The sequence below is a fragment of the Kocuria sp. ICS0012 genome (assembly GCF_001665945.1).
In the GTDB taxonomy this organism is placed as follows: Bacteria; Actinomycetota; Actinomycetes; order Actinomycetales; family Micrococcaceae; genus Kocuria; species Kocuria marina.
Genome location: NZ_LZMM01000046.1, coordinates 98,651 through 121,893, shown reverse-complemented (window position 1 = coordinate 121,893; position 23,243 = coordinate 98,651). Strand labels below are relative to the sequence as shown.

The window sequence follows — 23,243 nt, the reverse complement described above, 5'->3', positions numbered from 1 at the left end:
CGCACAGGAACCCCGAACCGCAAGGAGAACCCCATGATCGACCTGACGATCGAGGACGCGATCGCCCGCGTGGTGCTCGACGCGCCCAAGAAGCTCAACTCGCTGGACGAGACCGCGCTGGACGACCTCGCCGCCGCATACACCGACGCCGAGCGGGCCGGCGTGCGAGCGCTCGCGCTGAGTGGCGAGGGGCGCGCGTTCTGCGCGGGCCGGGACATCTCCGCCGTAGACCCGGCGAGTGACGACACCGACGGCTACCTCACCGGCAAGGTGCAACCGCTGCTGCAGCAGATGTCCCGGTTCCCCGCGCCCACGTTCGCCGCGGTGCAGGGCGCGTGCTTGGGCGTGGGGCTGGGGCTCGCGATCGCCACGGACGTGGTGTACGTGGCGCAGGACGCGACCATCGGATCCCCGTTCGCCAACCTGGGGGCCACGCTGGACTCGGGCGGGCACGCTCTGTTCACCGAACGACTGGGCCCCCACCGCACCCTGGACCTGATCTACACCGCCGAGATGATGACCGGCGCTGAGGCCGTGGCGGCGGGACTGTTCTCCCGAGCCGTGCCGGCGGAGGAGCTCATGGAGTTCACCATGCAGCGGGTGTCGAAGGTGGCCCGCGGTGCCACGCAGTCCTACCTGGCGTCCAAGGAACTCGTGGCCCAGGTGCGGGACAACCGCGTGGGGCTGTGGGAGTCCATGGCCGCGGAGAACAAGGCCCAGGCGGCCCTGTGCGCCACGGACGACTACAAGGAGGGCTTCGCGGCATTCCAGCAGAAGCGCAAGCCGGAGTTCACGGGACGGGACTGAGCGCTTGGGCCGCAGCCGGGCCGCCGTGAGTAGGGACGCCGTCGGCCTTCGCTGCGCATACCTGGGCGGCCGCTCCGACGCGGTGAGTACATCTGTGCCCCGGAAAGACCACGGGAAGCGCCTGTCCGTGTTTTTTCGGGGCACAGATGTATCGCGTGATGGCTTCCCGCGTGGCCTACGCTGAGGCCCATGCCCACAGCGCGTGACAGCGAGTCCAAGCGGCGTTCCTCGGGACGCACCGATCAGCCCCTTGAGGACGAGCTGGTCGAGGAGTTCCAGAACACCGTCCAGGAAGGCGCGGATCGGCTGCACCGCACGTGGCGGGCGTTGATCATCACCGGCCTCTTCGGCGGGATCGATGTGGGCCTGGGCATCATGGCCATGCTCGCGGTCATGGATGTCACCGACTCCAAACTGCTGGCGGGCATCGCGTTCGGCGTGGGGCTGCTCGCGTTGCGCCTGGCCCACTCCGAGCTGTTCACCGAGGACTTCCTGCTCCCCATCAACGCGGTGGTCGCCGGTCACGGGACGTGGTGGTCACTCGTGCGGCTGTGGGGTGGGACCCTGCTGGCCAACCTCGTGGGTGGTTGGGTGTTCATGTGGGTGGTCGTGGCGGCGTTCCCCGACTTCACGGACTCCCTGGTGGAGGTCGCCTCGGGGTACGTCGCGGACGGGATCGGGTTGGAGACCGTGTGCCTGGCCCTGTTGGCCGGTTCCACTATCACCCTCATGACCCGCATGCAGCAGGGTACGGACAACGACATGATGACCGCGGTGATCTCCCTGATCGGCGGCCTGTTGGTCGTGGGCCTGGGCATGCTCCACGGAGCGCTGAACTCCATCGTGATCTTCGGGGCCATGCACGCCGGTTGGGACTACTCCTACCTGGACTGGTTCGTGTGGTTCGCGTGGGTCATCCCGCTGAACATGATCGGCGGCCTGGTGATCATCTCCATCCCCCGCCTCATCCGCACGTGGGAACTGCTCATGGCCGAGCGCCGCGGCGAGAGGATCTCGGACGCGTCGTCCGAGGAGGAAGAGGAAGACCGACCGTGACAAATGCTCCTCGTCGACACATGTTCGGTTTCCCGTGAAGGGTTTACCCATGTGATCAACAATCCTCTGATCGTCCTCTCGATCGCGGCTGGAAGGGGTACCCCATCACCGAGAACTGGGTAGCCTCCGCAGGAATGGACACCTTCGCCTGTCTGATGGGAATCCTTCCTGTACGCCCAGCAAAATCGACCATTAATTCCTCTAATGCCGGCCCTTCCGCTTCGGTGTTCCAACCATTGAGTATCCGGATCCCACCCTCGACAGGAATAAACATTTCCCGTACCCCCATGGAGAATGGTTGCCGAGAAGGGTACAGGCTGGCCATATTCACCTGATTCACCCGACACGGGAGGTAGCTCGGATTGTTGATCCGCAGGACAGCTTTCCAGGCGGTGGGGCAGGTCAAACTGCCACCGGTTCGCTCCTCACGCCCGATCCGCTACCTCCCTTCAATTACCGGACTGGGGTCAGGTTTCCAACGGCTTCCCTGTACAAGCTCGTTGTCATGGCCGCCTTCTGTCAGGCTGCGGGCGATGGCCTCATCGGCCCGGCTGCACCGGTCGATCTGGTGCCTGAGACCCGCGTTCCCGGGCCCACGGGGTTGTCGATATGCCTGGACCCCGTGTGCATGTCGTGTCGAGACCTGGTCGAATTGATGACGACCATCTCGGACAACACGGCTGGAAAAGCGGTGCTATGCGCCATGGGTCACGATCGTGTGGCACACACTCTGAGACACCTCGGGTTGCTGCAAACCGATATCCGGCCCTACCTTCTCGCAACCGATCTGCACACGGTCGAGGATGCCCGGGACGCCGATAATCTGGATCCCTACCTTCTGCCCGATCCCCGGGAATACGACCCCCTGCTGGTATCGAGTACCACGGCCTCCGATCTCGTAGATATCCTTTCGTTCATCTGGGAGGACCACGCAGCCACTCCCTCCCAGCGCTCGTTCATGCGGCATGTACTGGGATAACAAGCATGGGGACACCGTTTCGCTGAAGTCTTCACGTACCCGGGTGTCCAGAGCGCAGCCAAGACTGGGTCTTTGGCGGCGCTCAGCCATGAGGCTGGGGTCATTTCCCACCCCGACGAACCGCCTATCGCGGTCGCGGTCCTGACACAATCGGCCCGCAGGGAGCGGACCATTCCTCTGTCCAACACGGTGGGGGGGGGGGCAGATCGCTCGCCACTGCGTTCGTAGCTACCGCCAGGTCCTGCAGATACTCACGGATGGCGCCCATTTAGGTCATCATTGCGATACGGCGTACCGGGGGCTGCCAATCCGCCGGTACATCTGAGTCCCCAAAAGGCCGGTGGTGGCGGGTTCTGATCGCATTTCCGGGCCTCAGATGTTCTGCGCATGACTGACCGTCCCGCCCCTACGGGCACGACGCCGTACGGTTCTGCCCTGCGGGAACAGGCCGAGCCCCGGTGTGACCCGCTCCACCGCCGCTCAGTACCGTGGGGCTCATGACCACTTCCGTGTTTGACCTCGATGCCTTCGACCGCTCGGTCCGCCCGCAGGACGACCTCTTCCGCCACGTCAACGGTTCATGGCTGAAGGAGGCCCGGATCCCGGACGACAAGGCCAGCACCGGGGCGTTCATCGAACTGCGGGATCAGGCCGAGCAGGCGGTGCGCGAGATCATCACGGGCGCAAGCGCGGAGGGCGGCGCCGCGGCGTCGAACCCGGCGGAGCAGAGCGCCGAGACCAAGATCGCGCTGCTGTACGCGTCCTTCATGGACACGGACCGGATCGAGGAGCTGGCCACCGAGCCGCTGCGCGAGGACCTGGACGCCGTGGCCGCGATCGACTCCCCGCGTGCGCTGTCCAAGTGGTTCGGTACGGCCATGCGCCGGGGGATCGGGGCGGCGCTGGACATCGACCTGGACTCGGACCCCGGGGACCCGCAGCGCAACCTCGTGTTCGTGGGCCAGTCCGGGTTGGGACTGCCGGACGAGGAGTACTACCGCGAGGAGCAGTACGCCGAGATCCGCGAGAAGTACGTGGCGCACGTGGCGAAGATGCTCGAACTGGCCGGATTCGAGGACGCCGCCGAACAGGCGCAGGCGGTCATGGAGCTGGAGACGCGCATCGCCGCGCAGCATTGGGACAAGGTCACGGTGCGGGACCTCACCAAGATGTACAACCCCATGGGGTTCGCGGAACTCACGGACCAGGTGTCCCGCCTGGATTGGGACGCCGTGCTCGAGGGCATGGGGCTCACCCCGGAGCACCTGAGCACCGTGATCAACGCCCAGCCCAGCTTCTTCACGGGCCTGGACGAGCTGCTCACCGACGATCTGCTGGACGCGTGGAAGTCCTGGGCCCGCTGGCACGTGGTCTCCGCCCGCGCTGCGTACCTGCCGCAGGCCTTCGTGGACCAGAACTTCTCGTTCTACGGGACCGTGCTCTCCGGGACGCCGCAGTTGCGCGAACGCTGGAAGCGCGGCGTCGGGCTGGTCAACGGCGCCCTGGGTGAGGCCGTGGGCGAACTGTACGTCGCCGAGAACTTCTCGCCGTCCGCCAAGGCGCGCATGGACGAGCTCGTGGCGAACCTGCTGGAGGCGTACCGCGACTCGATCGAGCACCTGGACTGGATGACGGAAGACACCCGGGCCGAGGCGCTCAAGAAGCTCTCCGGATTCACTCCCAAGATCGGCTACCCGGAGAAGTGGAAGGACTACTCGGGCCTGCTGGTGCGCGGGGACGACCTGGTGGGCAACGTAGTGCGTACCGCCCAGTTCGCGGTGGACGAGCTCGCGCGCAAGGCCGGCAAGCCGGTGGAGAAGCACGAGTGGCTCATGACCCCGCAGACGGTCAACGCGTACTACCACCCGCTGCGCAACGAGATCGTGTTCCCCGCGGCCATCCTGCAGCCCCCCTTCTTCAACGAGGACGCGGACGACGCCGTGAACTACGGGGCCATCGGCTCGGTGATCGGTCACGAGATCGGTCACGGCTTCGACGACAAGGGTTCCACGTGCGACGGCGAGGGCAAGCTGCGCAACTGGTGGACGGACGAGGACCGCGCGGCGTTCGAGCAGCGCACGGCCCGTCTCGTGGGCCAGTACGCGGCGCTGTCCCCCGCGCAGTTCGCGGACGACGACGCCGCTCCGCACGTCAACGGCGAACTCACCCTGGGTGAGAACATCGGAGACCTGGGCGGCTTGTCCATTGCCTACAAGGCATGGAAGACCGCGCAGGAGAAGAAGGACCGTCCGGACAGCGAGAGCGTCGACGGGTACACCCCCGCGCAGCGGCTGTTCATCTCCTGGGCCTACGTGTGGCAGGAGAAGTCCCGGGACGAGGCGCTAAAGACACGCATCGCCACGGATCCGCACTCCCCCGCCGAGTTCCGTGCTGTCCAGACCCCGCGCAACGTGGACGCGTTCTACGAGGCGTTCGACGTCCAGGACTCAGACGGCATGTGGCTGCCGAAGGAGGAACGCGTGGCCATCTGGTAGCGCCCCTCGAGCTACGTGGACGGAGCCCCGCCGGTCGGACCGGCGGGGCTCCTGCGCGTCTCAGACGCTCGAGCGGGATTGCTGCATGAACTCGTTCATCGCGAATCCCCAGATCGCGAAGAAGAACACCAACCACAGCACCATCAGGATCAGCAGCGCCACACCGACCCAGCCCAGGACCTTGCCCGCGGTCGCCCTACCGCCGAGTTTCTCAGCCTTCGTGGCCTGCCACAGGGCGAACGGTGCGAGGATCGGCAGGACGGTGACCCCCAGGATGCCCAGCACGAGTGACGTCTCCGAGCTGGAGCTCGCCTGCTGTTGCCGCTGGGCGTCCTCCGGTCCGGCGGGGACGTAGTGCCACTGTCCTGCGGGCTGCGCGTAGGGACGGTGGGTATCGGCCGACACGGACAGGGGCTGCGTGTCGCGGTGGTACTCGGTCCCCGGGTACCGGGTTCCTTCCTCGTGGGGCGAGGTGCCACTGCCCGGGTGGTTGCTCGTGCTCATGACCTGTTCCCCCTACGCCAGTGGTCTGCGAATGCGACCATCTTCTCGTGCGCGGCACGAGCGGACAAGGGTGCGCCCCCGCCCACGACGCCGCTTCCGGCCCCCGAGCGCATACCATCACCTCAGGATCCTGCTTCTGCGCCGAGAAGCGCGTACGGAGAGCCCAGACGAAGGAGAACCGTGAGCCACCCCGAAGACCCGGCCGAGCGGCGTCGTGGATCGATCAGCCACCGTGTCCTGCGCGGCGGGACGGAACCGGACCCCCGCTTCACGCTGGCAAACGAACGCACGTTCCTCGCCTGGATCCGCACGTCCCTGGCCTTCTTGGCCGGGGGCATCGCCATCGAGGCGTTCACCGGGGACATCTTCGACATCGCGGTGCGCAAGTTCCTGGCCCTGGTTCTGCTGGTGCTGGGCATGTTCCTCAGTGCCGGAGCCGCACTGCGGTGGCTGCGCGTGGAACGTTCCATGCGGCACAAGGCTCCCCTGCCCCTGCCGCTGATCGTCCCGCTCGTGGCGGTGGGGGGCGCGATCGCCTCCGGGGTGCTCGTGGTCGTGGTGCTGACCCGATGAGTTCCATCACCCCGCCGGGCGTGCGCACGCACGAAGATCCGGGACTACAACCCGAGCGCACCGTGCTGTCCTGGGGCCGGACCATGCTGGCACTGTGCACCGCCGCGGCGATCTACCTGAAGTGGCTCCCGTCCCACGGCACGTTCGTGCTCTCGTTGTTCGCCGTGGCGTTGTGCCTCTCCGGAGGGATCTATGCCACACAACGCATGCGTTATCGGCGGGAATCCGTGGGAATCGCCGGGGAGCGGATCACGCCGGACCTGGTGGCCGTGGCCGTGACCTCCGGGACGTGTCTGGTGCTGGGCGCCCTGGGAATCATCACGGTGATCGTCTTCTGAGAATTTGTGGCCACTTCGGTGGACCCTTGCGTGGGGATCCCCACGTGTGCTGCGATGCCGCGCATAATGTCCCTCAGCCGCCGCGATCCGCTGCGGCGCCGGACCATCACAACTACGGGAGAACCCTGTGTCTTCATCTTCGTCCGGTGGGGGAAACATCTCGACGGCGGCCACGCCGCCCGATCCACACGCATCCCACCGCCCCGATCCACGGCCCACCGGCCAGGACGTCGCGCCCGACGGCTCGCTGCGCCGCACCCTCAAGTCGCGTCACCTGACCATGATCGCGCTGGGCGGTGCGATCGGCACCGGTCTGTTCGTGGCCTCCGGCAACTCCATCAACACCGCGGGTCCCGGCGGGGCGCTCGTCGCCTACGCTGCGATCGGGTTCATGGTGTTCCTGCTCATGCAGTCCCTGGGCGAGATGGCCACGCACCTGCCCGTGGCGGGCTCGTTCGAGGAGTACTCCACCCGCTACATCAGCCGCTCCTTCGGCTTCGCGATCGGGTGGAACTACTGGTACAACTGGGCGATCACCGTGGCCGCGGAACTCGTGGCGGCCGCGCTGGTGATGCGCTACTGGTTCCCGGACGTCCCCGCGTGGATCTGGTCCGCGCTGTTCCTGGTGATCCTCTTCTCCCTCAACGCCCTCAGCGCTCGCGCGTACGGCGAGAGTGAGTTCTGGTTCTCCCTGGTCAAGGTGATCACCGTGGTGATCTTCCTGGTCCTGGGTGTCCTGATGATCCTGGGCATCCTGGGCGGCCCGTCCCCCGGGTTCCACAACTGGACCGCCGGCGAGGCGCCCTTCGTCAACGGCTTCACCGGCATCATGGCCATCTTCATGGTCGCGGGGTTCTCCTTCCAGGGCACCGAGCTCGTGGGTGTCGCGGCCGGCGAGGCCGACAACCCCCGCGAGACCGTTCCCAAGGCCATCCGCACGGTCTTCCTGCGCATCCTGCTCTTCTACATCGGCGCGATCGCCGTGATCGGTTTCCTGATCCCCTACACCGATCCCCACCTGCTCGCGAGCGACGTGGAGGACGTCTCCATCTCCCCGTTCACCCTGGTGTTCGAGCACGCCGGTGTCTTGGCCGCGGCGAGCGTGATGAACGCCGTGATCCTCACCGCCATCCTCTCCGCGGGCAACTCGGGCCTGTATGCCTCCACCCGCATGCTCTACGCGCTCGCGAAGGGCGGGAAGGCTCCCAGGTTCCTGGCCCGGGTCAACCGCCGCGGTGTCCCGATGCTCGCACTGCTGGCCACCACGCTGATCGGCATGTTCTGCTTCCTGACCACCCTGATCGGTGAGGGTCAGGCGTACGTGTGGCTCATCAACGCCTCCGGCCTGGCCGGTTTCATCGTGTGGATGGGGATCGCGTGGAGCCACTACCGGTTCCGCAGGGCCTACGTCCTGCAGGGCGGGGATCCCAAGAACCTCACCTACCGTGCCCGGTTCTTCCCCATCGGCCCCGTGGTCGCGCTCATCATGTGTGCCGTGGTGATCCTGGGTCAGGGCTACAGCCTGATCACGTCCGGGGAGGTCAACGCCCTCGGCCTGCTGTCCTCGTACCTGGGCCTGCCCGTGTTCCTGGCCCTGTGGCTCGGGCACAAGGCCGTGACCAAGGACAAGCCCGTGGACCTGCTCACCGCAGACGTCTCGCAGCACTGATCCGACCGTGCCCCACGGATGACATGACGACGCCGCTCCAAGGCTTGGAGCGGCGTCGTCGTGTCCGCGGGTGGGGATCGGGGCGTCAGTCCGCGATCAGATCCCGCATCACGATGGTGTCGTCCCGATCCGGGCCCACACCGATCGCGGAGATCCGGCACCCGGACATCTTCTCCAACGCCTCGACGTACGCGCGGGCGTTGGCGGGGAGGTCCCCCAGGGTGCGGGCCCCGGTGATGTCCTCGGTCCAGCCCGGGAAGTTCTCGTACACGGGCTGGGCGTGGTGGAAGTCGGACTGGGTCATGGGCATCTCGTCGAAGCGCTGACCGTCCACCTCGTAGGCCACGCACACCGGGATCTCACGCAGCCCGGTGAGCACGTCCAGCTTGGTGATGAACAAGTCCGTGAAGCCGTTGATCCGCGCGGCCTGGCGGGCCATGACGGCGTCGTACCAGCCGGTGCGGCGCGGCCGGCCCGTGTTGACGCCGAACTCGCCGCCGGTCTTGCGCAGCTGCTCACCCATCTCGTCGAAGAGCTCGGTGGGGAACGGACCGGCGCCCACGCGCGTGGTGTACGCCTTCTGGATGCCGATCACCCGGGTGATGCGCGTGGGGCCCACACCCGAGCCCACGGACGCGCCGCCCGCGGTGGGGTTCGACGACGTCACGAACGGGTAGGTGCCGTGGTCCACGTCCAGGAAGGTGGCCTGGCCGCCCTCCATGAGCACCACTTCGTCGCGGTCCAGGGCCTCGTTGAGCACTCGCGTGGAGTCCACGATCATGGGCGCGAGGCGCTCGGCGAAGCCCAGGAAGTACTCCGCGATCTCATCCACCTCGAACGCGCGGCGGTTGTAGAGCTTGACGAGCAGCTCGTTCTTCTGGCGCAGCGCGCCCTCGATCTTCTGCCGCAGGATGGACTCGTCCAGCACGTCCTGCACGCGGATGCCCAGGCGGCCCACCTTGTCCATGTACGTGGGACCGATCCCGCGACCCGTGGTACCGATCGCGCGCTTGCCCAGGAATCGCTCGGTGACCTGGTCCAGCGTCTGGTGGTACGGGGCCACGAGGTGCGCGTTGGCGGAGATCCGCAGGTGGGACGTGTCCGCGCCGCGGGCCTCGAGGCCATCGATCTCCTCGAACAGGGCCTGGGGGTTGATCACCACGCCGTTGCCGATCACAGAGGTGGCGTTGGGGCTGAGGATACCCGCGGGAAGGAGCTTGAGCTCGAACTTCTCACCGCCCACCACCACGGTGTGCCCGGCGTTGTTGCCGCCGTTGGGCTTGACCACGTAGTCCACCCGGCCACCCAGGAGATCCGTGGCCTTGCCCTTGCCCTCATCGCCCCACTGGGCTCCGACGATCACGATTGCTGGCATAGCTGGCTACTCCTGCCCGGGCTTGCACCCATTCGGCACGACAACGGTTGAGGAGTACGCGCGGGGCACGTACCAACCAATTCTAACGGTGACGCCCACCACCGCCGCCCTCGTCCGTCTACCCCGGTCACGGCGCGAATCCGGCGTCCGACACGCCACGGACATCGCGACTGGTGAGAGCACAGAATATTCTGATGAAACCTTTACTTTTCGGCAGGTCGCACGCAGGCTTGGGTCATTGCGATGCACCTCACGACATCCCCCGAATGTCAAAGGACGAGACATGAACCACGAGACAAGGGCTGGTCGTGGCAGAGCCGTCAAGGCCTGCCTCACGACCGCCCTGGGCCTGGCACTGGCCCTGGGCACGGCGCTGCCGGCGAGCGCCGTCGACATCACCCCGGCGCCCAAGACGGACGATCACAACACCCAGAACCCCGACCGGCTGATCGGCTCGGATCTCAAGGATGCCGAGGGCCAGGTGGCGGTCTTCGTGCAGCTGCAGGGACCGAGTGCCTTCGAGGCCACGCAACCCGAGGGCGTGCGCTCCGGGAGCCAGGACCCGGTCCAGGCCGCCGCGCGGGTGCGGGCCATCCGCCAGTCGGTGGAGAGCATGGGTTCCGCCCTGGCCTCCGCCTCCGGGTCCGACCTGCTGTACACCACATCCAACGCCCTTCGCGGTGTCGCCCTCAAGGGGGATGCCGCGCAGTTGCGTGAGCTGAGCAAGCGCTCCGACGTGGTCAAGATCTCCAAGATCGTCCCCGCCTACCGCAACAACGCGGGTTCCGTGCTGGACACCAACACCCTCAACGCCTGGACCCAGACCGGCCAGACCGGTAAGGGCGTCAGGGTCGCCATCATCGACTCGGGCATCGACTACACCCACGCGGACTTCGGTGGTCCGGGCACCATCGACGCCTACAAGAAGGCCAAGGCCTCGAACGACCTGCCGGGCAAGGACTCGGGTCTGTACGACTCCAAGAAGTTCCTCGGCGGGTACGACCTCGCGGGCGATGCCTACGACGCCCAGGTTCCCACCAGCGTCCCGAAGCCGGACAACAACCCGCTGGACTGCGAGGCCGGCGGCCACGGAACGCACGTGGCGGGCACTACCGCGGGCTACGGCGTGGGCGCGGACGGCAAGACCTACAAGGGCGATTTCACCAAGCTGACACAGGAGCAGGTCGGCAAGATGCGGATCGGCCCGGGCACCGCACCCGAGGCGCAACTGATCGGGCTGCGCGTCTTCGGCTGTGAGGGTTCCACCAACCTGGTCCTCGACGCCCTGGACCGTTCCCTGGACCCCAACATGGACGGGGACTTCTCGGACAAGGCGGACATCATCAACATGTCCCTCGGGTCCGACTTCGGCCCAGCCGACGACCCCCAGAACGACTTGATCGACGCGCTGTCCCGCCAGGGCATCCTCTCGGTCATCGCCGCGGGCAACGCCGGGGACGCCCACGAGATCTCCGGCTCCCCGGGCAGCGCGCGTTCCGCATTGACCGTGGCCAACTCCCAGGGCAGCACCGCCGCGCAGGACAAGGCCGAGGGCCTCTCGCCTGACAGCGCCCAGGGTGAACTGACCGGCTCCTACAGCGGGAGCTTCAACTACAGCGATGCCAAGCCCGAACAGCTCCAGGGCGACGTCGTGGTCGGCCCGCAGGACAACCGTTTCGGCTGCACTCCCTTCTCGCAGAACTTCGGCGGCAAGTGGGTCATGCTCGACTGGGAGGACAAGGCCGGCTTCCCGTGCGGCTCGAAGGTCCGCTTCGACAACGTCCAGGCCGCCGGCGGCAAGGGCGTGGTCCTGGAGTCCGACTACTCGGTGGATCCCACGAGCATCGCGGGCAACGCCGGCGTCCCGGGTCTGCTGATGAGCAAGGAATCCGTCGCCAAGATCAAGCCGGCCGCCCAGGCCGGCGGGGCCCGGGTCAAGCTAGCCCCGGAGTGGATCGGTGCCGCCAGGGCGCAGACCGGCCAGAAGGACCAGGTCAACGATTCGACCTCCCGCGGTCAGCACGGCAGCAACGGGGTCATCAAGCCCGACGTCGCCGCACCCGGCACCAACATCGGTTCCGCCGGTGTGGCCGCGGGCAACGGCGTGTCGGTCAAGACCGGCACCTCCATGGCCACCCCGCACGTGGCCGGGATCGCCGCCCTGGTGCAGCAGAAGCACCAGAACTACAACCCCCAGATGATCAAGGCCGCCATCATGAACTCGGCCGTGCACGACGTGCACGCCGCGAACGGGGCCACCTCCGCGGTGGACCGCGTGGGTTCGGGTCGTGTGGACGCACTGCGCGCCGTGAACCAGGACGTGCTGGTCTACGACAAGGCCAATCCGGCCCTGATCTCCTCGACCTTCGGGGTCACCGAGATCAAGAACGGCAAGGAGACCTTCTCCCGTGAGCTGGTCGTGGACAACACCAGCGGCGCGGCGCACACGTACCAGGTGCGCTTCGACGCTTCCACCGACGTCCCGGGCGTGAGCTTCTCCACGCCGGGCTCGGTCAGTGTGGCCAAGGGCGGCAAGGCCACCGTCAAGGTGACCGCCACCGTGGATCGCGCGCAGCTGGCCAAGACCCACGACCCCTCCGAGGCCGTGACCCAGCTGGGCTTCGCCCGTCAGTTCCTGGCCTCCGAATCCGGCCGCCTGGTCCTGACGGAGAACGGCCAGGACCTGCGCGTCCCCATGTCGATCGCCCCGAAGCCGGCGGCCGACATGCGGGTGGACAACGCCACGCTGGACCGGTGGGACAAGAACGGCACGAGCGCCGTCGCCCTCGCCGGCACCGGCCTGGACCAGGGCGGCTGGCAGTCGGCCCTGGGGGCCTTCGAGCTGGGCGCCAAGTCGGGCCGCCTGGATTCCACCAAGCTGGCCGGCGGCAACTCCCAGTTCGCCGATCTGCAGTACGTGGGCGCTTCCTCGAACCTCCCGCAGCTGAAGGCCGAGAAGAAGGACGTGAGCAAGGACGGCATGATCAACTTCGGTGTCTCCAGCTGGGGCAACGCGAGCACGATCAAGCCGGACGTCTCCACGGAGATCGCGATAGACACCACCGGCAATGGTCGCCCCGACTACATCGCGGCCCTGGGCCGGACGGATGGTCTGGACTACCCGGTGGTGAACCTGTACGGCTACGTCAACGGTGAGCTCACGGTGATCGACAGCCAGCCGCTGAACGGTTCCTGGGGTGACGTGGACACCAACACGTTCGACACCAACGCCATGGTGATGCCGGTCAGCGCCGCGAAGCTGGGTATCGATCCCACCAAGACCGACACCAAGCTGACCTACCAGGTGACCACCTTTTCCGGGAGCATCGACGGCCCCGTGGACCGCACGGGCGTGATCGAGTACAGCCCGGTCACCCCGAAGATCTCCTTCCGCGGGGAACAGATCAACACGTCGCTGTTCACCGACCTGCCCGGTAAGAAGCTGACCGCGCACCGCGGTTCGGAGAGCGCCAAGGGCGAGGCCCTGTTCCTGCACCTGCACAACGCCGCCGGGGACCTCTCCGGTATCCGCGCGGGTCAGGACGGCGCCAAGGCCGAGGTCAAGACCTTCCAGTCCGCGGCGAAGGCCCCCGAGACCCAGAACCCGATGTTCAAGGACGTTCCCAAGAACCACGTGTTCTACTCGGAGATCTCCTGGCTGGCCAACAAGGGCATCACCCGCGGTTGGCCGGACGGGACGTTCCGCCCCGCCCAGGCCGTGAACCGTGACCAGATGGCCGCGTTCCTCTACCGGATGGCCGGCTCGCCCCAGTACACCCCTCCCACCAAGTCCCCCTTCAAGGACGTGCCCACCAGCCACGTCTTCTACAAGGAGATCGCCTGGATGAGCGAGCAGGGCATCACCAAGGGGTGGCCGGACGGGACCTTCCGCCCCACCCAGCAGATCAACCGCGACCAGATGGCCGCGTTCTTTTACCGGATGGCGGGATCCCCGGCGTACACCGCTCCGAAGGCCTCCCCCTTCAAGGACGTGCCCACCAACCGCGTCTTCTACAAGGAGATCGCCTGGATGAACGGGCAGAACATCGCCCGTGGTTGGTCGGACGGGACCTTCCGCCCCTACGAGCCCGTGAGGCGCGATCAGATGGCGGCGTTCCTCTTCCGCTACGACCAGCAGAAGTAGTCGCTCCCAGCGGGGTTCACCACATCGGTTGATCCTCCGCAACGGCGAGGGCCCCGTGGCAGCCACAGTGTGGGTGTCACGGGGCCCTCGCCGTGTCCGGGTCAGGCCTTTTGCCCTACCGGCCGTAGAGCTGCTTCGCCTCGTCCCGCTTGGCACGCACCGCCTCGGCGAAGCCCGCGGGCGCCGTCAGTTCTTCCAGGGCCACAGGCTCCGAGGTCTGCCCGGCATGGACCAGCGACCAGTTGGAGCCGACCTCGATCACGGACTGGTGCTTGACGTCGTAGTACCCGGGTTTGCCGCTGAGCGCGACACCCCTGGCCCCGTGCAGCGCCGCGACCAGGTGGTGGTGGAAACGGGTGGTCAGCCACACCTGGTGCGGCCCGAACGTGAAATCCCCGTCCCATGCGGCCTGGAACGGGATGAACCCGTCCGGGGCCACGAGATCCCGCAGCCGGTCGAAGCCCTCATGATCGTCCCCGGGGATGGCCTCGAGGTAGCGCACGGATTCCCGGGGTAGGTCCCACCGCCGCACTTGCGCCCCGGCGAAGTCCAGCATCCGTTCGAAGGACCCCTCCGCCAGGGTGTCCGACTGCACGCACACCACCACCTCGCTCGGGGCGTCCGTACCTTCGGTGCGAGCGGACGACCCATCCCCCTTGTGCCCGGCCAGGAGCCCGAGGGCCCGTGCGTGGCGGGCGTCCTCCGCGAGGAGGAAAGCGTCGTCGAACCCCATGGGCACTCCGGCGGCCTGGGCGCTGGGGCGGTCTCGCACGCTGAGGTGGTCCAGGTCCGTGAGCGGGTCCCCCGCGAAGGGCATCAGCCCCTGACCCGTGGCGAACAACCGCGCTCCCGAGACCTCCCGGACCGCGCGCATCGCCTCGACGATGTGCAGGTTCGCGGCCCAGTCCCGGTGCAGCACCCCGCCGCCCAGCAGGTGCACGGTGCTCGCTTCGCGCAGGGCGAGCAATCCCGCGTCGTACTTCGGGGACCCCAGATCCTCGATCAGGCTGCGCATCGAGCGCCCCGAGCCGTGTTCCACGTCGTGCAGAGCGCGGAAGACCGTATTGACCACATGCAGTCGTGGATGGATGCCGCGCAGCAGGGCGGTGACGGTCCCCGGTTCGCGGACGTCCAGCCACACGTCCGTGGTGGGTGCCACCTTGGCCAGGTAGTTGACCCAGGTGGCCGCAATCAGCTCGTCCCCGAAATTCGGGTAGCCCGCCCACGAGATCAGGTAGATCGGGGGCTTGCGAGCGGGAGGGACCCGTCGATGGTCCTTCAGAAGATTGCGCATGGATGCAGGGTACCCACAGGTCGATCCCAGGATTTAGGGGTTGCACGGTGTCCCCATCGGCGGGGCCGTTGTCGGCTCGGCGAATCACCGCGCCGAACACATCGGCCGCGGCAGCCCCAGAGTAGCCCCATCCGGTCCCGTCTGCCGCGCGCAGGATGACGGACGGCCACCACCGGTGCCCGTGCGGACGGGTAATGTTCTCTCCCATGACTGCACCCCGCCCACCCCATGACGGTCCCACCGGCGCACGCGGTTCGGCCAGCGTGATCCACGGGGGATCCCGCGAGCACTCGCCGCACGCGCCGTCGCAACCGCCACAGGGGAGTTACCTCAAGCCACGCCACCTGGTGATGATGGCGCTCGGCTCGGCCATCGGCACCGGCCTGTTCGTGGGGACGGGCGCGGCGATCCAGACCGCCGGGCCCGCCGTATTGATTTCCTACCTCGTGGCGTGTCTGCTGCTCGTGCTCGTGATGCGCGCGCTGGGCGAGATGGCCGCCGCGGATCCGTCCTCCGGCGCGTTCTCGACCTACGCGGGCAAGGCCATGGGACCCACGATCGGTCGCGCCCTCGGGTGGTTGTGGTGGGCCCAGATCGTGGTGGTCGTGGCCGCGGAGGCCACCGCCGCCGCGCAGCTCGTGACCGAGATGTGGCCCTCGCTGCCCCAATGGTTGTGGGCGTTGATCTTCATGGCCGTGTTCACGGTCATCAACCTGGTGCGCGTGGGCACGTTGGGTGAGACGGAGTTTTGGTTCGCGCTGCTCAAGGTCGCCGCGGTCGTGGCGTTCCTGGTCGTGGGTGTGCTGTTGCTGATCGGTGTGCTGCCCGCTCCGAGCCCGGGGCTGTCCAACCTCACGGAGCACGGCGGGTTCATGCCCAACGGCATCACGGGGGTTGCGGCCGCACTGCTGGTGGTCGTCTTCGCGTTCGGCGGCACCGAGCTCGTGACTATCGCCGCCGCCGAGACGGAGGACCCGCAGACCAACGTGGCCCGCGCGATCCGCACCATCCTGATCCGCATCCTGATCTTCTACGTGGGCTCCGTGACCGTCATGGTGCTGGTGCTGCCGTGGAACAATGAGGGCCTCTCCTCCAGCCCGTTCGTCGCGGTCCTCACGGAGGTGGGGATCCCCGGTGCGAACGTCCTGATGAACATCGTCATCATCCTGGCGCTGCTGTCCGCGCTCAACGCGAACGTGTATGGCAGTTCGCGCATGCTCTACTCCCTCGCGCGCCGGGGATCCGCACCGCGTGGGCTCGCGGCCACCTCCTCGCGCGGGGTTCCCCGCCTCGCCGTCACGATCTCGGTGCTCTTCGGCTTCATCGCCGTGGTGCTCAACTACCTGTGGCCCGAGACGGTGCTCAACGTCATGCTCAACGTGATTGGCTCCACGTGCCTGGTGGTCTGGGCCCTGGCGCTGATCTCCCAGATCATCCTGCGCAAGCGCGCCGACCGCGCCGGGGTGTCCTCGCCGCTGAAGATGTGGGCCTTCCCGTGGCTGTCCTACTTCGCCCTGGCCCTGTTGGCCGCGATCGTCGTCCTGGGCCTCCTGGACACCGCCGTGCGGTTCCAGCTCATCGCCACGTTCATCCTGGTGTGCCTGATCGCGCTCGCGTGCAAGGTCTTCACGAGTTCACGCGTCCACCCCGAGGAAACCTCCTCAACCGGCGAGGCCGACGACGTCGTACCCCGGCTCTGACCCCGCTCCACGCCGACGATGGCGTGACCGAGCGCAGATCCCGAGTCGCTCGGACGACGGCGCGCCCCGGCTCCAGGGCGCGCCGTCGGCGTTCTCAGCTGGCCGCGGGTAGGTCGGGGAAGGCCGCGGCCACGCCCGGTGAGTGCAGTTGCCCGGCACGGGTCGAGAGCCCGGCAGCCAGAGCGGCGTCGTTCTCCAGGGCGGCGTCCACACCGCGCGCCAACGCCATGACGTACGGGGACGTCGCGTGCGTGAGCGACTGGGTGGCCGTGACGGGCACGGCGCCGGGCAGGTTCGCCACGCAGTAGTGGCGAATGCCGTCCACGGCATAGACCGGGTCGTCGTACGTGGTGGGCCGAGTGGTCTCGAAGCACCCGCCCTGGTCCACGGCCACGTCCACGAGCAGCGCATGGGGCTTCACGATCGACAGGTGCTCCCGGCGCACGAGCTTGGGGGCGAAGGCGCCCGGGACCAGGACGGAACCCACGACCACGTCCGCGCGCGGCAGTTCCTCATCCAGGCGGTGGGTGTCGCTCATCAGGACCCGGGCGTGGGGGAACAGCGCGTCCAATTGTCGCAAGCGATCGCCGTTGGCCTCGAGGATCGTGACGTCCGCGCCGGCCCCCACCGCTGCGCGGGCCGCGTGTTCACCCACGGTGCCACCGCCGATCACCAGTACGGTGGCCGGAACAACGCCGGGCACCCGACCCAGGAGGATCCCGGGGCCGTCCGCGTGGTGCTGGAGGTGGTGTGCGGCGTTGGCGATCGCCAGGCGGCCCGCGATCTCGGACATCGGGCGCAACAGGGGCAGCGTGCGTCCCACCCGAACGGTCTCATAGGCGATCCCCGTGGTGCCCCTGTCCAGCAGTGCTTTCGTCAGCGAACGGCTCGCAGCCAGGTGGAGGTACGTGAACAGCGTGAGGTCCGGGCGCAGGAAGTCGTACTCGGAGGCGATCGGCTCCTTGACCTTCACCAGCAGCTCGGCCTGCGCCCACGCGTCCTCCTGGGACGTGATCCGCGCTCCCGCCGCGCGGTAGGACTCGTCCGAGAAACCCGCGCCCTCCCCCGCGTGCTCCGCGACGAACACCTCGTGGCCTTCGGCGACCAGTGCGGTGACCATGGTGGGGGTGAGGCCCACGCGGGCCTCTTCCGGTTTGATCTCACGGGGTACGGAGATTCTCATGACGGCGCGCTCCTCTCATGGGGCACGCGTACCCGAGGAGGTGTGCTCGGGTCTGGCGATGGGCCCCGGCTGTCCTTCCATTGTGCCCCGCGTCACCCGCACCCGCACAGGGGGCCGGGGCGAGTATGACCAGGTCGCCCGGTCCGTTCAGGACCGGGCGACCGGTTCATCGTCGCAGCCGGACGGGGTCAGCGGCGAGCGATCTGCTCCGCCGCCTCCGGGTCCGAATCGTGGAGGAACTTCTCGATCCGGGCGGCCTCGTCCATCTCGCCGATCTGCGCGGCGGCCTGGCCCAACGCTGCCAGCGCCCGCAGGAACCCGCGGTTGGGTTCGTGGGAGTACGGCACCGCGCCGTGCCCCTTCCATCCATGGCCGCGCAGCGAGTCCAACCCGCGGTGGTAGCCCACCCGGGCGTAGGCGTACCCCTCCAGAGTGCGGCCGTCCGCGAGCGCCTCCTCCGCGAGCATCGCCCACGGCAACTGCTCCTTGGGGAAGGCCGCCGCGAGGTCCTCGGCCACGTCACCCGCGTCGAGGCGGGCCGTCAGCTCGGGGTTCTCGTCCAGATAGGTGGGAGCCGGTTCGTCCAGCAGATTCTTGCCGAGCAGTGCCACGGTGGGTTCCTTTCCACGCCGAGTTCAAGGGTTCGTTGCCACTCTACGCAGCGCGCACGACGCCGCTCCACGCCGTTCGCGCACGACGTCGCCGAGCGCCGTCGAAGCGGTTCAGTGCGTGATCATGATGCCCACTCCCGGGCCCAACGGCAGTCCGAGGAAGTAGAAGACCATGAGAATGAGAACCCACACCACCCAGAAGGGGACTACGAACGGAATCATCCTGGCCATCACCGTCCCCAGCCCGGCAGAGGGTTCGTACTTACGGAGCATGGCGAGCAGCACGACCATGTAGGGGTTGAGAGGGGTCATCACCTGCGTCGCCGAGTCACCCACGCGGAACGCCGCCTGGATGAAGGCGGGCTCGAATCCCAGAATGCCGAACATCGGCACGAAGACTGCGGCCATCAGAGTCCACATGGAGGATCCCGAAATGATGAACAGGTTCAGGATCGAACACAGAATGATGAACCCGATGATCACGGGGAAGCCGGTGACACCTGCGTTTTCCAGACCCGATGCGCCGGTGACCGCGATCCAGGAACCGATCCCGGACCAGTTGAACAGCGCGATGAACTGCCCCAGGATGAACGCCAGGACCAGGAAGGACGTCATGTCCTTGAGGGCTGCTCCCATCATCACCGGGACGTCCTTGAATCCCCGAACGGTTCCCGCAATCCGGCCGTAGACGTAACCGCTCACGGAAAAGAACACGAAGATGATGAAGACGATGGACGCCAACAGCGGTGATTTGGGGAGGAAGTTCCCGTCTTCGTTGCGCCATGGTGAGCTCGGCAAGAGTGTGAAGACGGTCAGTGCGACACCGATCAGCACGAACGTCACACATGCCCACAGAAGTGCCTTTTTCTCCCTAGGGGACAATCCGGCCTCGACCTGGGGTTCCCGGGACTCCGCAACGGTTTGCTCGTCCCCCACGATGCGCATGGCGCGGGTGTCGGTCATGAGCTGACCCGTCTCCGGGTTGACCTCGTCCTTGGACACCCCCGCTCGCATGACTCGCGGTTCCACCACCTTGTCGATGACGAACCCCGCCACGCAGGAGAGTACGACCGCCGCGACGATGTTGAAGTAGTAGTTGGACAGCGGGTTGGCCTCGGTGGCGTGATTCGCGAGCGCGGGCACGGTAGGGATCACGGCGTTGGTGATGCCCGCGAACAGGGCATCGAGCGACGTCGGGAAGATATTGGTGGAGTAACCAGCACCGGCCGACGCGAAGCCGCCGAGCAGACCTGCCACCGGGTGACGGCCGGCTGCTTTGAACGCAAGGGCGGCCAGAGGCGGAATCACCACGAACGCGGAATCGGCCATGATCGACCCACCACGCCCACGAAACCCACGGTGTACGGCAGCAACCAGCGGGGGGCTCCACCGATCGTGAATCGGATGGCGGCGGCCAGAAACCCGGACTTCTCCGCGATCCCGATCGCCAGCAGAATGGTGGCCACGGTGACCAACGGCGGGAACCCGATGTAGTTCTCCCCCAGGGTCGTGGTGAACCACGCGAGACCTTCCCCGGTGAACAGACCCTTGATCGCCAGGGGTTCATCCTTCCCCGGTACGTGTACGACCACGTTGCCCCAGGCCATGGCGGTGGACACGACCGCCGTGATGAGGAACAGGATGGTGAACAGGGCGAAGGGCTCGGGCAGCTTGTTGCCCACCCGCTCGATACCGGTGAGGAGTCTGTCTCCCACATTCGATCTCTTGGTCGCGGTGGCGGTCATGTGTACTCCATCGAGGTCAGTGGTCGAAAAATGTCGATGCGTGGCCCGCCGGCTCCGGTTCAGTCGAAATAGCTCTCCACGGCAATGCCGCCCCCGCCGGCGTGGAAGTCATCACGGACGTGTTGAGCCAGTGCATCATCGACCAGATAGTCGAGAGCCACCGCTGCCAGTCCGTACGCGCCGTCGACACCCGCAGCTTCTGCCTGCGGGGTAGCTGCAGCAGCCGCGAAATCCCGGGTGTGCAGGCCCATGTCCTGGTCCGTGATGCTGATCAACGGGTGAATACCGGGAATCCGATAGCTGACGTTGCCGAAGTCCGTGGACGCGGCCAGCACCTCGGACACCGTGCCCGCCGGGTAAGGATCGCGCCCGCGGCGCCGTTGAGCGAGGACCCACCGATCGGAGAGGGGCGAATTGCCCAGCACGGGAAGGGTGGCGGGGGACGAATCCCAATCGATCTCGACATCCACCCCGGCCATCAGCGCGGCACCCTGGAGAACCTCGGTCACCCGTTGGGACAAGGCCTTCAGGGTCGCAGGGCGCTGGGAACGGACGTACAGCTGCAGGGTGGCGGCCTCGGTGATGATGTTGGGGCGTTCTCCGCCCTCGGGTAGTACGGCATGGATCCGATCGGTGGGCGGGGTCTGCTGTCTCAGCAGGCCCAGCCCCTGGTAGGCGAGCACCGCGGCGTCGAGAGCGTTGCGTCCCATGAACGGGTGCGACGACGCGTGAGCTGCCGCACCGCGATAGTGCACCGTGCACTGACGGCGACCGAGCCACACCTGGTCCACGAGATCCGCGATGTAGGAGTGCACCATGACCGCGGCGTCGATACCCTCCAGTGCACCTGCTCTGGCCATGATCTCTTTGCCACCTTCACCCTCCTCTGCGGGCGTTCCCAGGTAAACCACGCGGCCGGAGAACGCGGAGGGTGTGCCCCGGATGAGCTCGACGAGTGCCACGAACGCACCCAGGCCGGTCACGGCGATCACATTGTGTCCGCAGCCGTGGCCGATACCGGGCAGGGCGTCGTACTCCGACATGATCGCGATGGTGCGGTGACACGCCGGGTCGAAGTCCTCGGAGGTCACCTCAGCGCGAATGGCGGTGTCCAGACCGAAAGCGGGGTTCTCCGCGGGAATGTCATGGTCCGCCAGATGATCGACGATCAGCTTGACCGCACGATGTTCCTGGAATGCCGTTTCGGGGTTCTCATGCAGTTCGTGCAGTACGTGACCGAGGGCCGTGGTCTGGCCCTCGATCGAGGATTCAAGACGCTCATGCAGCTCATTCGCTGCGCCGTCGTGGCTGGCCAAGTGATGTTTCAGCTCGTTCTTACGACGTTCCGTATCCTGCTCGAGCTGTTCGAGGTAGGCCCGGGAGGGCTCGGAATTGACCGTCAGGTGGTGGCGGTCGCGGTCTGGGCTTTCTTCCGGTGAGTGGCTCGTTCCCATACTTGGGGAGCGTAACAAGTGATTCGCATCACCCCGGTGAGCGGCCCTGTAGTGTTGCGGCCCGAGACACGACGGTGCCCCGCACCACGGGGTACGGGGCACCGGAGGAGCAGGGGGAACCTACTTGATGGAGGTACCCGCGGAACCGAGGTTCTGGCACGCCTCCACCACGCGGGCGGCCATGCCGGTCTCGGCCTCGGCGCCCCACACGCGGGGGTCGTACTTCTTCTTGTTGCCGACCTCGCCGTCGACCTTGAGGACGCCGTCGTAGTTGCTGAACATGAACCCGGCCACGGGGCGCGTGAACGCGTACTGGGTGTCGGTGTCCACGTTCATCTTGATCACGCCGTAGGACACCGCGTCCGCGATCTCCTGCGCGGTGGAACCGGAGCCGCCGTGGAACACGAGGTCGAACGGGCGGTCCTTGCCGATCTTGGCACCCACCTCGTCCTGGATCTGCTTGAGCAGTTCGGGGCGCAGGCGCACGTTGCCGGGCTTGTACACGCCGTGCACGTTGCCGAAGGTCAGCGCCGTGATGTAACGGCCCTTCTCTCCGGCGCCGAGCGCCTCGATGGTCTTCATGCCGTCCTCGACGGTCGTGTAGAGCGTGTCGTTGATCTCGCCGACGACGCCGTCCTCCTCGCCGCCCACGGCCCCGATCTCCACCTCGAGGATGATCTTGGCCTTGTGGGTGCGCTCCAGCAGTTCCTGGGCGATCTTGAGGTTCTCGTCCAGATCGATCGCGGAACCGTCCCACATGTGCGACTGGAAGATGGGGTCCTCACCGCGGGCCACGGCCTTCTCCGACTCGGCCAGCAGCGGCAGCACGAAGCCCTCGAGCTTGTCCTGGGGGCAGTGGTCGGTGTGCAGCGCGATGTTGACGTCGTAGTTCTTGGCAACCTCGCGGGCGAACGCCGCCATGGCCAGCGAACCCGTGACCATGTCCTTCACGGAGGAGCCGGACCAGTACGCCGCACCACCGGTGGAGGCCTGAATGATGCCGTCCGAACCCGCCTCGGCGAAACCGCGGATCGCGGCGTTGAGGGTCTGGGAGGAGGTCACGTTGATGGCCGGGTAGGCGAAGCCCTTCTCCTTGGCCCGGTCGATCATCTCGGAGTAAACGTCAGGGGTTGCGATGGGCATGAAACACTCCTTCTACTGGGTTCCCGATGCACGGCTGGACCGTGGCCTGAGGCCTGTTTCCAGTCTAGGTGACGGGTCTGCTCGTGACCCGGGACGGCACCGCAAAATTGCGGCCCGATCGGCTCAGAGCCGCGCCGTGGTCACGCCGCCGTGACCACGTGCGGACCCACGGG

At 67.0% G+C, this 23,243-nt stretch carries 15 protein-coding genes and 2 pseudogenes; 9 read left to right on the top strand and 8 right to left on the bottom strand.

The annotated features are described in order from the left end of the window. Positions 1 to 33: 33 nt before the first annotated feature. The 4 genes and pseudogenes from A5728_RS07745 to A5728_RS07730 all read left to right on the top strand — a co-directional run bounded on the left by A5728_RS07745 (position 34) and on the right by A5728_RS07730 (position 5,337). A complete protein-coding gene (locus tag A5728_RS07745) occupies positions 34 to 807 on the top strand; it encodes an enoyl-CoA hydratase/isomerase family protein (protein ID WP_064846490.1) in 774 nt (257 codons plus the stop codon). A gap of 189 nt (positions 808 to 996) precedes the next feature. Next, positions 997 to 1,863, top strand: a complete 867-nt coding sequence (locus A5728_RS07740) for a formate/nitrite transporter family protein (protein ID WP_064846489.1) — start codon at positions 997 to 999, stop codon at positions 1,861 to 1,863. Positions 1,864 to 2,161: 298 nt separating this feature from the next. Further along, positions 2,162 to 3,070: pseudogene (locus A5728_RS13590) on the top strand (serine hydrolase). A gap of 269 nt (positions 3,071 to 3,339) precedes the next feature. Continuing rightward, complete coding sequence (locus tag A5728_RS07730; RefSeq protein WP_064846487.1) at positions 3,340 to 5,337, top strand: M13 family metallopeptidase; 1,998 nt, start codon at positions 3,340 to 3,342, stop codon at positions 5,335 to 5,337. Positions 5,338 to 5,397: 60 nt separating this feature from the next. Here the strand turns inward: A5728_RS07730 and A5728_RS07725 are convergent, their stop codons facing one another. Next, positions 5,398 to 5,841, bottom strand: coding sequence for a DUF4190 domain-containing protein (locus tag A5728_RS07725; protein ID WP_064846486.1), 444 nt, complete (start codon positions 5,839 to 5,841; stop codon positions 5,398 to 5,400). A 180-nt stretch (positions 5,842 to 6,021) separates the two neighbouring features. Between A5728_RS07725 and A5728_RS07720 the strand changes: the two genes are divergently transcribed. The 3 genes from A5728_RS07720 (at position 6,022) to A5728_RS07710 (ending at position 8,421) form a co-directional block, all read left to right on the top strand. Further along, the gene (locus A5728_RS07720; protein ID WP_064846485.1) at positions 6,022 to 6,414 is read left to right on the top strand and encodes a YidH family protein; all 393 of its coding nucleotides are present in this window, start codon (positions 6,022 to 6,024) and stop codon (positions 6,412 to 6,414) included. Continuing rightward, positions 6,411 to 6,752 carry a DUF202 domain-containing protein gene (locus tag A5728_RS07715; RefSeq protein WP_064846484.1) on the top strand — a complete coding sequence of 114 codons (342 nt, stop codon included), beginning with the start codon at positions 6,411 to 6,413 and terminating at the stop codon, positions 6,750 to 6,752. Before A5728_RS07720 ends, A5728_RS07715 begins: the two co-directional genes overlap by 4 nt. Positions 6,753 to 7,032: 280 nt before the next feature. After that, on the top strand, positions 7,033 to 8,421 hold the full coding sequence (locus A5728_RS07710) for an amino acid permease (protein ID WP_231885575.1): 1,389 nt from the start codon (positions 7,033 to 7,035) through the stop codon (positions 8,419 to 8,421). A gap of 85 nt (positions 8,422 to 8,506) precedes the next feature. On the opposite strand, the gene A5728_RS07705 is transcribed toward A5728_RS07710, so the two are convergent. Continuing rightward, positions 8,507 to 9,796: an adenylosuccinate synthase gene (locus tag A5728_RS07705; RefSeq protein ID WP_064846482.1), complete on the bottom strand. Its 1,290-nt coding sequence runs from the start codon at positions 9,794 to 9,796 to the stop codon at positions 8,507 to 8,509. Between the two features lie 283 nt (positions 9,797 to 10,079). Between A5728_RS07705 and A5728_RS07700 the strand changes: the two genes are divergently transcribed. Next, positions 10,080 to 13,940, top strand: a complete 3,861-nt coding sequence (locus tag A5728_RS07700) for a S8 family serine peptidase (RefSeq protein ID WP_064846481.1) — start codon at positions 10,080 to 10,082, stop codon at positions 13,938 to 13,940. A gap of 115 nt (positions 13,941 to 14,055) precedes the next feature. Here A5728_RS07700 and A5728_RS07695 read toward each other — a convergent pair whose 3' ends face one another. Next, positions 14,056 to 15,234, bottom strand: coding sequence for a polysaccharide pyruvyl transferase family protein (locus A5728_RS07695; RefSeq protein ID WP_064846480.1), 1,179 nt, complete (start codon positions 15,232 to 15,234; stop codon positions 14,056 to 14,058). Between the two features lie 206 nt (positions 15,235 to 15,440). On the opposite strand from A5728_RS07695, the gene A5728_RS07690 reads away from it, so the two are divergent. Next, the gene (locus tag A5728_RS07690) at positions 15,441 to 16,934 is read left to right on the top strand and encodes an amino acid permease (RefSeq protein ID WP_231885564.1); all 1,494 of its coding nucleotides are present in this window, start codon (positions 15,441 to 15,443) and stop codon (positions 16,932 to 16,934) included. A 94-nt stretch (positions 16,935 to 17,028) separates the two neighbouring features. On the opposite strand, the gene ald is transcribed toward A5728_RS07690, so the two are convergent. The 5 genes and pseudogenes from ald to fbaA form a co-directional block, all read right to left on the bottom strand. Further along, the gene (gene ald, locus A5728_RS07685) at positions 17,029 to 18,117 is read right to left on the bottom strand and encodes an alanine dehydrogenase (RefSeq protein ID WP_064846479.1); all 1,089 of its coding nucleotides are present in this window, start codon (positions 18,115 to 18,117) and stop codon (positions 17,029 to 17,031) included. A gap of 188 nt (positions 18,118 to 18,305) precedes the next feature. Further along, positions 18,306 to 18,728 carry a DUF3151 domain-containing protein gene (locus A5728_RS07680; protein ID WP_064846478.1) on the bottom strand — a complete coding sequence of 141 codons (423 nt, stop codon included), beginning with the start codon at positions 18,726 to 18,728 and terminating at the stop codon, positions 18,306 to 18,308. A gap of 111 nt (positions 18,729 to 18,839) precedes the next feature. Next, positions 18,840 to 20,473, bottom strand: a pseudogene (locus A5728_RS07675) (AbgT family transporter). A 59-nt stretch (positions 20,474 to 20,532) separates the two neighbouring features. Further along, positions 20,533 to 21,927, bottom strand: a complete 1,395-nt coding sequence (locus A5728_RS07670) for an amidohydrolase (protein ID WP_082943320.1) — start codon at positions 21,925 to 21,927, stop codon at positions 20,533 to 20,535. Positions 21,928 to 22,047: 120 nt separating this feature from the next. Continuing rightward, positions 22,048 to 23,070 carry a class II fructose-bisphosphate aldolase gene (gene fbaA / locus A5728_RS07665; RefSeq protein ID WP_064846477.1) on the bottom strand — a complete coding sequence of 341 codons (1,023 nt, stop codon included), beginning with the start codon at positions 23,068 to 23,070 and terminating at the stop codon, positions 22,048 to 22,050. Positions 23,071 to 23,243 lie beyond the last annotated feature (173 nt).